This is a genomic window from Actinoplanes sp. NPDC026623 (assembly GCF_040638275.1).
Lineage (GTDB): Bacteria > Actinomycetota > Actinomycetes > Mycobacteriales > Micromonosporaceae > Actinoplanes.
The window spans coordinates 1-12,422 of record NZ_JBEZXZ010000052.1; the positions used below are offsets into that span (position 1 = coordinate 1).

A 12,422-nucleotide genomic window follows, 5' to 3' on the forward strand; every position below is an offset into this window, starting at 1 on the left:
GCGGGCCAGCGGGCCGACGGCGTCGGCGGACGACAACCCCGGCGGGCGGCCGACCTCGCGCAGGTCCAGGACGCGGCCGCCGAGGCCGATGCAGGCGGCGCGGAGCCGGTCGGCCTCGATGCTCAGCGCCTGCGCGTAGACGCCGCCGGCGCGGGGGCTGACCACCAGCGAGGGCCGGCCGGCCCGGCGCGCGGTGGTCGGCGCCTCCTCGGTCACCAGCCCGGTGGCCGTCAGGTCGGCGGCGAGCGCCCCGATGGTGCTGCGGTTGAGCCCGAGCCGGATGGTCAGTTCGGCGCGGGAGGTCGGGCCGTGCAGGTGGACGTAGCGCAGCACGGCGCCGAGGTTCTGGCGGCGGATCTCCTCCTGGCCGGCGCCGGGCGCCGCGGGCGCGGGGATCTCCGGGTCGTGGCCGGCCGGGTGCGGGCCGGACCGCGCGGGTGTCGACACGGTCAGAACCTGCCTTCCGGATCGGTGCGGCGGGACGGGCCCGCGTGGTAAGTCGGGGTTCGCGGCGAATGCGCCGGTGCTCTCAACGACGAAGGGTCCCCGGAGACCTGCTCCGGGGACCCAAGGGTCGTCAGTGACTACCCTGCGTTAATTACTTGGCGGCGGTGAGCGGCGCGAGCTTCGGGTCGTTCGCGTACGCCTCGGCCGCGTTCGCCTTGGTGACGGCGACCGGGGGGAGCAGGTACGTGTCGACGACCTTGCTGCCGTTGTTGTACGACTTGGTGTCGTTCACCTGCGGGGTGCCACCGGTCTGGAGCGCCTTGACCATGTTGATCGACTCGGCGACCAGGTTGCGGGTGTCCTTGTTGATGGTCATGTACTGCTCGCCAGCCATGATCGACTTGACCGACTCAACCTCGGAGTCCTGGCCGGTGACGACCGGGACCTTCTTGCCGGCACCCTTGATCGAGGTGATGATCGCGCGGGCCAGCGTGTCGTTCGGGGAGAGGACGCCGTCCAGCTCCTTGTTGCCGTAGGTCGAGGTCAGCAGCTGGTCCATGCGGGCCTGCGCACCCTCGGCCTTCCAGCCCTGGATGGCGGTCTGCTTGACGTCGGTCTGCTTCGAGGCGACGACCAGGTTGCCCTTCTCGATCTCCGGCTTGAGGACGTCCATCGCACCGTTGAAGAAGACACCGGCGTTGTTGTCGTCCGGCGAGCCCGAGAAGAGCTCGATGTTGTACGGGCCGGCCGGCTTCTTGGCCTTCAGTCCGTCCAGCAGGGCCTGGCCCTGGAGCTGGCCGACCTTGAAGTTGTCGAACGCGACGTAGTAGTCGAGGTCCGGCGTGTTGGTGATGAGGCGGTCGTACGCGATGACCTTCGCGCCGGCGGCGTGCGCCGCGGCGACCTGGGTCGAGAGCTGCGCGGCGTCGGTCGCGCCGATGATGATGACCTTGGCACCCTTGGTCACCATGGCGGTGATCTGGGCCTGCTGGTCGGCAACCGTGGTCGACGCGCCGGCGTACTGCACGTCGCTCTGGAAGCCGGCCTCCTTCAGGCCGTTGGTGAACAGGTCACCGGCGAGAACCCAGTTCTCCGAGGTCTTGGCCGGGAGGGCCACACCGATGAGGGAGTTGGCCGCGAAGCCCTTGGCCGGGGCGTCCGAGCCGGACTTCTCGTCGTCACGGCCGCTGCCGCAGGCCGTCAGGGCCAGCATCGAGATGGCGCCGATGGCGACCGTCTTGGCGAAGAAAGTACGCATGAGGGGGTGATGCCCTTCTTAGAGAGGTAAAACGGGGTGATGGGTGGTGCGGGTGAGAGGGATCGGTGACCGTCAGCCGGACACCGTCGTCGTGGCGGGCTCGCGGTCCGCGTCGGACGATGTTGCCGGTTTGGCAGGTGCCTCCCGGCGGAATGGGCGCGTGATGCTTCCGATGACGGAGAAGCGCCCCTGGCTCTTGTTGTAGACGTCGAGCGCGACGGCCAACAGCAGGACCAGGCCCTTGATGATCTGGACGCGGTCGGTGCCGACGCCCAGGAGTTGCAGGCCGTTGTTGAGCACGGCCATGACGAGACCACCGACGATCGAGCCGCTGATGGTGCCGATTCCGCCGGAGACCGCCGCGCCACCGATGAAGACGGCCGCGATGGCGTCGAGCTCCCAGCCGTTGCCGTCCTGCGGGCCGGAGGCCGCCGAACGCGCCACGAAGATCATGCCGGCCAGTGCGGCCAGGACGGACATGTTCATCATGACGTAGAAGTTGACCCGCCGGAGTTTGACACCGGACAGCTCTGCCGCCCGCGAGTTGCCGCCGACCGCGTAGATGTGGCGGCCGCCTGCGGTGTTACGGGTGTAGAACGAGTAGATGATGATCAGCGCGACCAGGATCAGGCCGGAGATCGGGAAGCTCGTGCCGACGCGGCCGCTGGCGAAGCGCATCGCGACGAAGAGGATGATGCCCACCATCACGGCCATCCGCAGGATGGAGATCCACAGCGGGGCGACGGTGGCGTCCATCGCGCGGCGGGTGCGCCGGCTCTGCACCTCACGCCAGACCACGGCCACACAACCGGCGATGCCGAGCAGCAGCGTCAGGTTGTTGTAAGTGGTGTCCGGCCCGATCTCGGACAGGAAGCCCGCACCGATCACCCGGAAGCCCTCGGGCACCGGGATGGTGCTCGCGTTACCGATCAGCTGGTTGCCGCCGCGGAAGATCAGCATGCCGGCCAGCGTCACGATGAACGCCGGCACACCCACGTAGGCGACCCAGAAGCCCTGCCAGGCGCCGATGACGGCACCGATCGCGAGTCCGAAGAGGATGGCGAGCGGCCACGGGAAGTTCCACTCCGCCATGGACTTGGCGACCAGGATGCCGGCGAAGGCGGCGATCGAGCCGACCGACAGGTCGATGTGCCCGGCCACGATCACCATCAGCATGCCGATGGCCAGGATCAGGATGTAGGAGTTCTGCTGGAACAACGCGATGAGGTTGTCCGAGCGCAGGGTCAGGCCGTCGGTCAGGATCTGGAACAGCGCGACGATCGCCACGAGGGTGAAGATCATCCCGAACTGACGGGCGTTGGAGGTGGTGCCTCCGAAGAGGTTCTTCTGAAGGTCCTTGAATCGGCTCATCGCGTCTGCATCTTCTTCGTCGAGGTCATCTGCTTCATGAGGGTCTCCGGGTCCGCGTCCTGCCGGGGAATGTCGCCGGTGATGGACCCTTCGAACACGGTGTAGATGCGGTCGCAGAGCCCGATGAGCTCAGGCAGCTCCGAGGAGATGACGATGACGCCCTTCCCCTGGTCGGCGAGCCGCTGGATGATGCCGTAGATCTCGTACTTCGCGCCCACGTCGATGCCGCGGGTCGGCTCGTCGAGGATCAGCAGGTCGGGGTCCGTGAACATCCACTTCGCCAGGACGACCTTCTGCTGGTTGCCGCCGGAGAGCTTGGAGACGCCCTCGTCGACGGTGGGCGCCTTGGTGCGCAGTTCCCTGCGGTAGCCCTCGGCCGCCTTGTACTCGGCGACCTCGTCGATGACGCCGTGGCGGGTGATCTTGGACAGCTTGGCCGCCACCGTCGACGTCTTGATGTCGTCGAGCAGGTTGAGGCCGATCGCCTTGCGGTCCTCGCTGACGTACGCGAGGCCGTGCGCGATGGCGTCCGCCACCGACTTGAGCACGATCTCCTTGCCGTCCTTGATGATCGTGCCCGACTCCCAGAGCCCGTAGGAGCGGCCGAAGACGCTCATCGCGAGCTCGGTGCGGCCGGCGCCCATCAGGCCGGCGAAGCCGACGATCTCGCCGCGGCGCACCACGAAGTTCTCGTTCTTGCAGACCTGGCGGTCGGCGGAGATCGGGTGCCGCACGTTCCAGTCGCGGACCTCGAAGAAGACCTCGCCGATGTTCGGCGTGTGGTCCGGGAACCGGCTGCTGAGCTCGCGGCCGACCATGCCCCGCACGATCCGGTCCTCGTCGACGCCGTCCGCCTTGATGTTCAGCGTCTCGACGGTGCGGCCGTCGCGCAGGATGGTGATCTCGTCGGCGATCGCCTCGATCTCGTTCAGCTTGTGCGAGATCATGATCGAGGTGATGCCGCGCTCACGGAAGCCGCGCAGCAGGTCGAGCAGGTGCTGGGAGTCGGCCTCGTTCAGCGCGGCGGTCGGCTCGTCCAGGATGAGCAGCTTGACGTCCTTGGCGAACGCCTTGGCGATCTCCACGAGCTGCTGCTTGCCGACGCCGATGTCCTTGATCAGGGTGTCGGGGTCCTCCTGCAGGCCGACCCGCGCCATCAGGTCCAGCGCCATCCGGTTGGCGGACTGCCAGTCGATCGCGCCGCGCTTGCGGGGCTCGTTGCCGAGGAAGATGTTCTCGGTGATCGACATGCCCGGGATGAGGGCGAGCTCCTGGTGGATGATCACGATGCCCGCGTGCTCACTGCCGCGGATGTCGTGGAACCGGGTCTCGGCACCCTGGTAAACGATGTCACCCTCGTACGTGCCGAACGGGTAGACGCCGCTGAGCACCTTCATCAGCGTGGACTTACCGGCACCGTTTTCGCCGCAGATGGCGTGAATCTCGCCGGCGCGAACCACGAGGTTCACGTCGGAGAGGGCCTTGACCCCGGGGAACTCCTTGGTGATGGAGCGCATCTCCAGGAGGATGGGCGCGTCGCTCATAGCTCGCACCACCTCACAAATGTCATGGATGCCTCCGGGAGGGTCTCGCCTTCAACATGGTTTTGTTGCCGAAGGCAACCTATTCAGGGCAGAAGATGATTCGCAAGTTTTCTAGATCACCGTTCCGGTAACAATCCGGCAATGACGAGCCGGGGCGCGCATATGCGGGCCCCGGCTCGGGTGGTTTCAGACGGTCACAGGTTGTTGTTCTGGTTGTTCGGCCAGCTGCTCACGCAGCCGCTCGCCCTCGATGTCGACGTTCGGCAGGGCCCGGTTCAGCCAGCGGGGCAGCCACCAGGCGGACCGTCCAAGGAGTGAGATGACCGCGGGGACGATTGTCATCCGGACGACGAACGCGTCGATCGCGACGCCGATCGCGAGCGCGAAGCCCATCGACTTGATCACCGGGTCGTCGAGCAGCACGAAGCCGGCGAAGACCGACGTCATGATCAGCGCGGCGGCGGTGACCACCCGGGCGCCGTGGCCCATGCCGCTGATCGTGGCCGCCTGCGCGTCGGCGCCATGGACGAAGTCCTCGCGCATCCGCGAAACCAGGAACACCTCGTAGTCCATCGCCAGGCCGAACAGGATGCCGATCAGCAGGATCGGCAGGAAGCTGATCAGCGGGCCCGGGGTGTCCAGGCCGATCAGGTTGCTCAGGTGCCCCTCCTGGAACACCAGCACCGTGACGCCGAAGGTCGCGCCGACGGTCAGCAGGAAGCCGAGCGCGGCCTTGAGCGGCACCAGCACCGAGCGGAACACCAGCATCAGCAGCAGCACCGACAGCCCGACCACCAGCAGCAGGTAGACCGGCATCGCGTCGGACAGCTTCTCCGACACGTCGATGCCGACCGCGGTCTGCCCGGTCAGGGCCACGTCAGCGCCGCTCACCCCGGCCACCCGCTCGCGCACCTCGTGCACCAGCTCCTCGGTGGCCGCGTCGAGCGGGCCGGTCTTCGGGATGACCGCCAGCAGGGCCGTGAGCTTGTCGCCGCTGAGGTTCGGCGGGGTGACCGCGAGCAGGTCCGGGGTGCCCTGCAGCACCTGGGTGACCTGCTGGACGGCGGCGGCCGTCCGCTCCGGGGTGTCGCTCGAGACGACCAGGGCGAGCCGGCCGTTGAAGCCCGGCCCGAAGCCCGAGGTGATCAGGTCGGCGGCGTCGCGGGCCGCCGTGCCGGCCGGGGCCGCGGTCGCGTCCGGCAGCGCCACCCGCATGTCCATGGCCGGCACCGCCAGGGCACCGAGACCCAGGACCCCGACCAGGATCACCGGTATGCGCAGCCGGATCACCAGGCGGGCCCAGCGGAAGCCGAAGGCCTCCTTGCCGGCGGCGTTCGCGGCCGACCGGCCCGCGCTCGACCGCAGCCGGCGGGGCAGCACCCGGACGCCGGCGAAGCCGAGCAGCGCGGGCAGCAGCGTGACGGCCACCAGCACCGCGACCGCGACGGTGCCGGCCGCGGCCAGGCCCATGACGGTGAGGAACGGGATGCCGACCACGGCGAGCCCGGCGAGGGCGATGACCACGGTGACGCCGGCGAAGACCACCGCGGAACCGGCCGTGCCGACCGCGCGGGCGGCGGCGTCCTCGGGCTCCAGCCCGTCGACCAGGTTCTGCCGGTGCCGCGAGGTGATGAACAGCGAGTAGTCGATGCCGACCGCGAGGCCGAGCATCAGCGCCAGCACCGGCGCGGTGCTGGTGAGGTCCACGACGCCGCTCAGCGCGAAGAGGCCGGCCATGCCGGCGCCGACACCGATCAGCGCGTTGAGCATGGTCATCCCCGCGGCCACCAGCGAGCCGAACGTGACGACCAGGACGACCAGGGCGATGAGGACGCCGATGCCCTCGGTGCCGCCGACCTCGGGCTCCGAGTTCATCACCTCGCCGCCGTGCTCCACCCGCAGTCCGGCCGCCTCGGCGGCGGCGCCGCTCGCCTCGTACGCGGCGCGCTGCTCCTTGGTGACGGCGTCCGCGCGCTTGGCGAACTGCACCTGGATCAGCGCGTGCCGGCCGTCCTGGGACAGGGCCCGCACCGCGTACGGGTCGACCGCGCCGATCGCGCCCGGCAACTGCGAGGCCTCCTTGACCAGGCCCTGCACCGCCGCCATGCGCGCCGGGTCGGCGAGCGTCGCGCCCTGCGGCGCCGCGACGACGATGGTGCCGGTGGCGCCGCTGGCCTCGGGGAACTCCCGCTTCAGGGCGTCGATCGCGCGCTGCGACTCGGTGCCGGGCATGGTGAAGTTGCTCGCCGTCGGGCCCTTGAAGGCCAGCGCCGCGCCGCCGAGCGCGGCGAGCAGCACGAGCCAGAGGACAACCACGAGCTTGCGTTGCCGGAACGAGGCCCGGCCGAGTCGATACAGCAGGGTTGCCATCTCAGTCCTTGTCGTTGGGGGTGATCAGGGCACGTTCGGCGACGGCGACGAGCGCATCGCGCATGTCCTCGCCGGCCTTGTCGATGACGACGCCGGCGATGCCGCCGAGCACCACCTCGGCGGCGATGCAGTCCGCCGGGTCGGACGACCGGCCGGCGAGCGCCGAGCACAGGTTCTCGATGAGCGGGCGCAGGTGCGCGAACACCGGCTCCTGCAGGAACCGGGCGGCGTCGCTGTAGATGAGCCCGGCCTCCTGGCGGTGCCGCAGCACCAGGTCCACGAAGCCCTCGATCGCCGCCGCCCGGGCGGCCCGGGCGTCGAGGCCGGCGAGCCGGGCGTCGAGCGCGGCGAGCTCGCGCGCGGCCGGGGCGATCAGGGCGGCGAGGATCGCGTCCTTGCCGGCGAAGTGGTAGAGCAGCGTCGCCTTGGAGCAGCCCACCTCGGCGGCGATCTCCTGCAGCGAGGCGCCCTTGAACCCGACGTGGGCGAACTGGGCGGCGGCGACGGCGAGGATCTCGTCGCGGGTACTCCTGCGGGGCATGCGTTTCAGCATGCCTGACCGATCGGTCAGATCCTGTCCGATCGGTCAGGAAAGTGACCGAGGCAACTCCGGACTCAGTCGCGCAGCTCGCGCAGGATCCGGGCCAGCTCCGCGCGGTCGCTCCCGCTGAGGCCGGCGAAGAAGCGCTCCGCCGCGGCCTGCCGGGCCGCCTTGATCGCCGCGCCGGCGGCCGCGCCGGACTCGGTGAGCGTCACCAGGGTGGCGCGGCGGTCGGCCGGGTCCGGCGCGCGGGCGACCAGGCCGCGCTCCTGCAGGTCGTCGACGACCTCGGTGGCGGAGCGGGCGGCGATCCGCAGATGCTCGGCGAGCGCGCCCGGGCGCATCGAGCCGTGGCGCCACAGGACGTTGAGCGCCCGGCCGTGCGACGGCGAGACGTTCAGCGGCTCGAGGGTCTCGCGGTTGAGGTGGCGCAGGTTGCGGGCGACGGACCAGAACAGCTCGGACAGGCTGTCATCGTCGGCGGGGCTCACCGGAATACCGTATCAGCGATTGCGGTTGTAACCTCATGTTGAGGTAACCTCAGCTAATTCCCGTACCGGAAGAAGGTCGTCGCTCTTGGAATCACCACCCGCCGAAAGCGGCCGCAGAGGCCGCGCCCACACCGTCACCGCCGTCGAGCGCCAGCAGGCCGCCGAGGTCTCGCTGCGCCGCATCGGCCGGCTCTTCACCGCGCACCGCCTGCAGCTCGCCGTCGTCACCGCGATCATCGTGGCCTCCTCCGTGATCGCCATGGCCGCGCCCTTCCTGCTCCGCGAGGTCATCGACCACGCGCTGCCCCGGCAGGACCTGCCGCTGCTGGCCGCCCTGGTCGCCGGCATGGTCGCCGTCGCCGCCGTGACCTCCACGCTCGGCGTCGTGCAGACCTGGATCTCGACCACCGTCGGCCAGCGGGTCATGCACCGGTTGCGCACCGACGTCTTCGCGCACCTGCACCGCCAGTCCGTGGCGTTCTTCACCCGGACCCGGACCGGCGAGGTGCAGTCCCGGATCACCAACGACATCGGCGGCATGCAGTCGGTGGTCACCTCGACCGCGACCTCGATCGCCTCGAACCTCACCACCGCCGTGGCCACCGCCGTCGCCATGGCCGCCCTGTCCTGGCAGCTGTCCCTCGTCTCGCTGATCGTGCTCCCGCCGGCCATCCACCTGACCCGCCGGGTGGCGCGCATGCGCCGGGAGATCACCGCGCGGCGCCAGCGCGAGCTCGCCGACCTCAACGTGATCGTCGAGGAGGGACTGTCGATCAGCGGCGTGCAGCTGAGCAAGACCATGGGCACCGGTCCCGCGCTGGTCGAGCGGTTCACCGCCTCGTCCACCCGGCTCATCGACCTGGAGCTGCGCTCCGAGCTGGCCGGTCGCTGGCGGATGGCCGCGATGACCGTCGTCTTCGCCGCGATCCCGGCGCTCATCTACCTCAGCGCCGGGCTGCCGCCGACCGCCGGCACGCTGAGCATCGGCACGCTTGTCGCGTTCACCACGCTGCAGGCCGGGCTGTTCCGCCCGCTCATGGGCCTGCTGGGCGTCGGCGTCTCGCTGACCAGTTCGCTCGCGCTCTTCGCGCGCATCTTCGAATACCTCGACCTGCCGGTCGAGGTGGACGATCCCGCCGAGCCGGTGGTCCTGGACCGGCCCGTACGCGGGCACCTGCGCTTCGAGAACGTCACTTTCGCGTACCCGGGCGGCGAGACCGCCGCGGTCGCCGGCGTCACCCTCGACGTCCCGGCCGGCACCTCGCTGGCCCTCGTCGGCGCCACCGGCTCCGGCAAGAGCACCGTCGCCGCGCTGATCGCCCGGCTCTACGACCCCGACTCCGGCCGCATCACGGTCGACGGCATCGACGTCCGCGACCTGCGGCTGGCCGACCTCGCCGGCATCGTCGGGGTGGTCAGCCAGGAGACCTACCTGCTGCACACGACCGTGCGGGAGAACCTGCGCTACGCCCGGCCGGACGCGAGCGACGAGCAGATCGAGCAGGCCGCGCGGGCCGCGCAGATCCACGAGCTGATCGCCGGCCTGCCGGACGGCTACGACACCGTCGTCGGCTCGCGCGGGCACCGCTTCTCCGGCGGCGAGAAGCAGCGCATCGCGATCGCCCGGACCCTGCTGCGCGACCCGCGGATCCTGGTCCTGGACGAGGCGACCAGCGCGCTGGACACCTCGACCGAGCGGGCCGTGCAGCGCGCCTTCGACGAGTTGGCCCGCGGCCGCACCACGGTGACGATCGCGCACCGGCTGTCGACGGTCCGCGACGCCGACCAGATCGTGGTCGTCGACCGCGGCCGGATCCTCGAGTCCGGCGACCACGACAGCCTGGTCTTCCTCGGCGGCCGCTACGCGGCCCTGGCCGCGTGACGATCCGTCTTGATCGCCCGCTGACGCACACCGGCACGTCCCGGGCCAGCCCTGCCGGTCGGGATTCCGCAATCGGGGCCGGGACCGCCGCGGGCTACGATGGTCGGCATGACCAGCGAGGTGCTCCCCACACGGTTCAGCACCGCGGCGGACCGTATCCCCCGCTGGGACGAGCTGTGCGGGCCCGCGACCGGCGTCGTGGTGCTGCCGAACCGTTTGTGCTGGTCGGGACCGGCCGACTTCGATGTCGCGGACCCCGCCGAGCGGCTCACCCTCTACACGCTGCTGATGAGCTGCGGGCAGCGCGCCGACGTCGCCGCCTACGTCAACGCGGCGCTGCTGCGCCGCGACTGGCCGAACGTGAAACGGCTGACCACCCGGGAGCTGACCGGCGTGTGGGAGCAGCAGTTGCCCGAGCTCGTCCAGGCGTGACCACGGCGCGATGGACGACTTCCATCGGGCGCTGACCGAGATCGTTTTCCAGTCCGGAGACGACCTGGGTCTCGTTCTCGCCGGCGGTTACGCGATCAGCGCGCACAACCTGACCAGCCGCCCATCGCAGGATGTCGACTTCGCGACCGCGGCCGCCGTACCGATGCCGGTGATCGTGGACCGGCTGTCCGCTGCGTTCCGCGACGCCGGGCTCGCCGTCGCCGTCGTCGAAATCGCACCCAGGATGGCCCGGCTGACCGTGACCGCCGCTACACGGTCATGCGAGATCGACCTGCTCAAGGAAGCGATCGGCCCGCCGGTCCGGATGGACATCGGGCCGGTCCTGGCGCTCGACGACGCGGTCGGGATGAAGGTCGCGGCGTTGCACGACCGGGCGACACACCGCGATTTCATCGACGTGCACGCCGCGGCGACCCGGGGCGGATATCCGCTACGTGACCTGGAACGTCTCGGTCGTGTCCACCAGCCGGCGCTGAACCTGGCCGACCTGGGCGAGCCGTCTCGCCTCGATCGAGCTACGGGGCACTCGCCGGTTCCTCGACTACGGGCTGAGCCGCGATGATCTGGACGGCCTGATTCGGTGGGCGCACCAGTGGGCCGGCGACATCGAGTCACGCCTGTCTCATGAGCCCGATCCGGGAACCCCCAGCGGTACCGATTGGGGCACCTACCTCGACACGTAACGGTTCGGCGGCGCGGTCAGGGTTGGTCGGGGTCTGGTTTGCGGCGGTCGAAGGGGTCGCCGTATTCGCGGACCGCGGTGCGGGCGAAGGCCTGCTGGAACGTCGACACCCGCTCCGAGCGGCCCCGGCCCAGGAAGCTGACCGCCCAGTGCAGCACCGCCGTGAGCCGGTTCTTGAAGCCGACCAAGTAGAGCAGGTGCACGGCGAGCCACATCAGCCAGCCGAGGAAGCCCGACACCCGCAGCCGGCCGACGCTCGCCACCGCCGAGAAGCGGGAGATCGTCGCCATGCTGCCCTTGTCGAAGTAGCGGAACGGCTTGCCGGTCTCGCGGCCGTCGAGGCGGCGCTTGATCTGGTCGGCGACGTGCCGCCCGCTCTGGATCGCCACCTGCGCGACGCCGGGCAGCGCGTCGAGCGACATCATGTCGCCGATCGCGAAGATCTCGGGGTGACCGGGCACCGAGCAGTCCGGGTTCACCTGGATGCGGCCCGCCCGGTCGGTGCCGGCGCCGGTCGCCGCGGCGAGCCGGGCGGCCAGCGGCGGCGCGGCCACGCCGGCGGCCCACATCTTGGTCATCGACTCGATGCGCTGTCGTCCCCGCTCGGTCTCCACCTCGATGCCGGTCGCGTCAACGCCGACCACCCGGGTCTTCAGCTCGACCTCGACGCCGAGCAGGTGCAACCGGCGCAGGGCCCGGGTGGACAGGTGGTCGCCGAAGGTGTTGAGCACCGCGCCGAGCGCGTCGATCAGGATGATCCGGGCCTTCCGCGGATCGATGTGCCGGTACTGCCCGGGCAGGGTGCGGTGGGCCAGTTCGGCGATCTGGCCGGCCATCTCGACGCCGGTCGGGCCGGCGCCGACGATCACGAAGGTCAGCCAGCGCTCGGCGTCGGCGGGGTCGGGCTGCAGGTCGGCGAGCTCGAACGCGCCGAAGATGCGGGCCCGCAGCTCCAGCGCGTCGTCGATGCTCTTCATGCCGGGCGCGTGGTCGGCGAACCCGTCGTTGCCGAAGTAGGACTGTGACGCGCCCGCGGCGACGATCAGCGTGTCATAGCCGACCGTGTAGTCGATGCCGGGCGCCTCGACCGACAGGGTCTTCGCCGCGACGTCCACGTCGGTGACCATGCCGAGCTTCACGTCGACGTTGCGCTGGCGCTTGAGGATCTCCCGGATCGGCGGGGCGATCTCGCCCTCCGACAGGATGCCGGTCGCCACCTGGTAGAGCAGCGGCTGGAACAGGTGGTAGGCGGTGCCGTTGATCAGGGTGACGTCCACCGGGGACCTGCGCAGCGACTTCGTGGCGAAGAGCCCGCCGAAGCCGGCTCCGACGACCACCACGCGGTGTCTGCGATCGGATCGTTCAGGCATCGGGCGGCTCCGA

Annotated in this window: 11 protein-coding genes; 3 read left to right on the forward strand and 8 right to left on the reverse strand. The window is 70.1% G+C overall.

Features of this window, described 5'->3' with window-relative positions; all coding sequences use genetic code 11:
- The 7 genes from AB0F10_RS17690 to AB0F10_RS17720 form a co-directional block, all read right to left on the reverse strand.
- Window positions 1-396, reverse strand: a 396-nt coding sequence (locus AB0F10_RS17690; RefSeq protein WP_360625551.1) for a helix-turn-helix domain-containing protein, incomplete at its 3' end; no start/stop codon positions are given.
- A gap of 202 nt (window positions 397-598) precedes the next feature.
- Entirely contained in the window at window positions 599-1,705 is a 1,107-nt protein-coding gene (locus AB0F10_RS17695) for a sugar-binding protein (protein ID WP_360625441.1), read from the reverse strand.
- Window positions 1,706-1,777: 72 nt separating this feature from the next.
- Entirely contained in the window at window positions 1,778-3,076 is a 1,299-nt protein-coding gene (mmsB, locus tag AB0F10_RS17700) for a multiple monosaccharide ABC transporter permease (RefSeq protein ID WP_360625444.1), read from the reverse strand.
- On the reverse strand, window positions 3,073-4,620 hold the full coding sequence (gene mmsA / locus AB0F10_RS17705; RefSeq protein WP_360625447.1) for a multiple monosaccharide ABC transporter ATP-binding protein: 1,548 nt from the start codon (window positions 4,618-4,620) through the stop codon (window positions 3,073-3,075). Before mmsA ends, mmsB begins: the two co-directional genes overlap by 4 nt.
- A gap of 186 nt (window positions 4,621-4,806) precedes the next feature.
- Window positions 4,807-6,990 carry an MMPL family transporter gene (locus AB0F10_RS17710; protein ID WP_360625450.1) on the reverse strand — a complete coding sequence of 728 codons (2,184 nt, stop codon included), beginning with the start codon at window positions 6,988-6,990 and terminating at the stop codon, window positions 4,807-4,809.
- Between the two features lies 1 nt (window position 6,991).
- Window positions 6,992-7,531 (reverse strand): helix-turn-helix domain-containing protein, encoded by a 540-nt coding sequence (locus tag AB0F10_RS17715; RefSeq protein ID WP_360625453.1) that lies wholly within the window; start codon window positions 7,529-7,531, stop codon window positions 6,992-6,994.
- Window positions 7,532-7,605: 74 nt separating this feature from the next.
- The gene (locus AB0F10_RS17720; RefSeq protein WP_360625456.1) at window positions 7,606-8,022 is read right to left on the reverse strand and encodes a MarR family transcriptional regulator; all 417 of its coding nucleotides are present in this window, start codon (window positions 8,020-8,022) and stop codon (window positions 7,606-7,608) included.
- 172 nt (window positions 8,023-8,194) lie between these two features.
- Here AB0F10_RS17720 and AB0F10_RS17725 point away from each other — a divergent pair, with 172 nt between their 5' ends.
- The 3 genes from AB0F10_RS17725 (at window position 8,195) to AB0F10_RS17735 (ending at window position 10,919) form a co-directional block, all read left to right on the forward strand.
- Window positions 8,195-9,904 carry an ABC transporter ATP-binding protein gene (locus tag AB0F10_RS17725; protein ID WP_360625553.1) on the forward strand — a complete coding sequence of 570 codons (1,710 nt, stop codon included), beginning with the start codon at window positions 8,195-8,197 and terminating at the stop codon, window positions 9,902-9,904.
- Window positions 9,905-10,012: 108 nt separating this feature from the next.
- Window positions 10,013-10,336: a hypothetical protein gene (locus AB0F10_RS17730; RefSeq protein ID WP_360625459.1), complete on the forward strand. Its 324-nt coding sequence runs from the start codon at window positions 10,013-10,015 to the stop codon at window positions 10,334-10,336.
- A gap of 10 nt (window positions 10,337-10,346) precedes the next feature.
- On the forward strand, window positions 10,347-10,919 hold the full coding sequence (locus tag AB0F10_RS17735; protein WP_360625462.1) for a nucleotidyl transferase AbiEii/AbiGii toxin family protein: 573 nt from the start codon (window positions 10,347-10,349) through the stop codon (window positions 10,917-10,919).
- A gap of 137 nt (window positions 10,920-11,056) precedes the next feature.
- On the opposite strand, the gene AB0F10_RS17740 is transcribed toward AB0F10_RS17735, so the two are convergent.
- The gene (locus AB0F10_RS17740) at window positions 11,057-12,409 is read right to left on the reverse strand and encodes an NAD(P)/FAD-dependent oxidoreductase (protein WP_360625465.1); all 1,353 of its coding nucleotides are present in this window, start codon (window positions 12,407-12,409) and stop codon (window positions 11,057-11,059) included.
- Window positions 12,410-12,422: the final 13 nt, after the last annotated feature.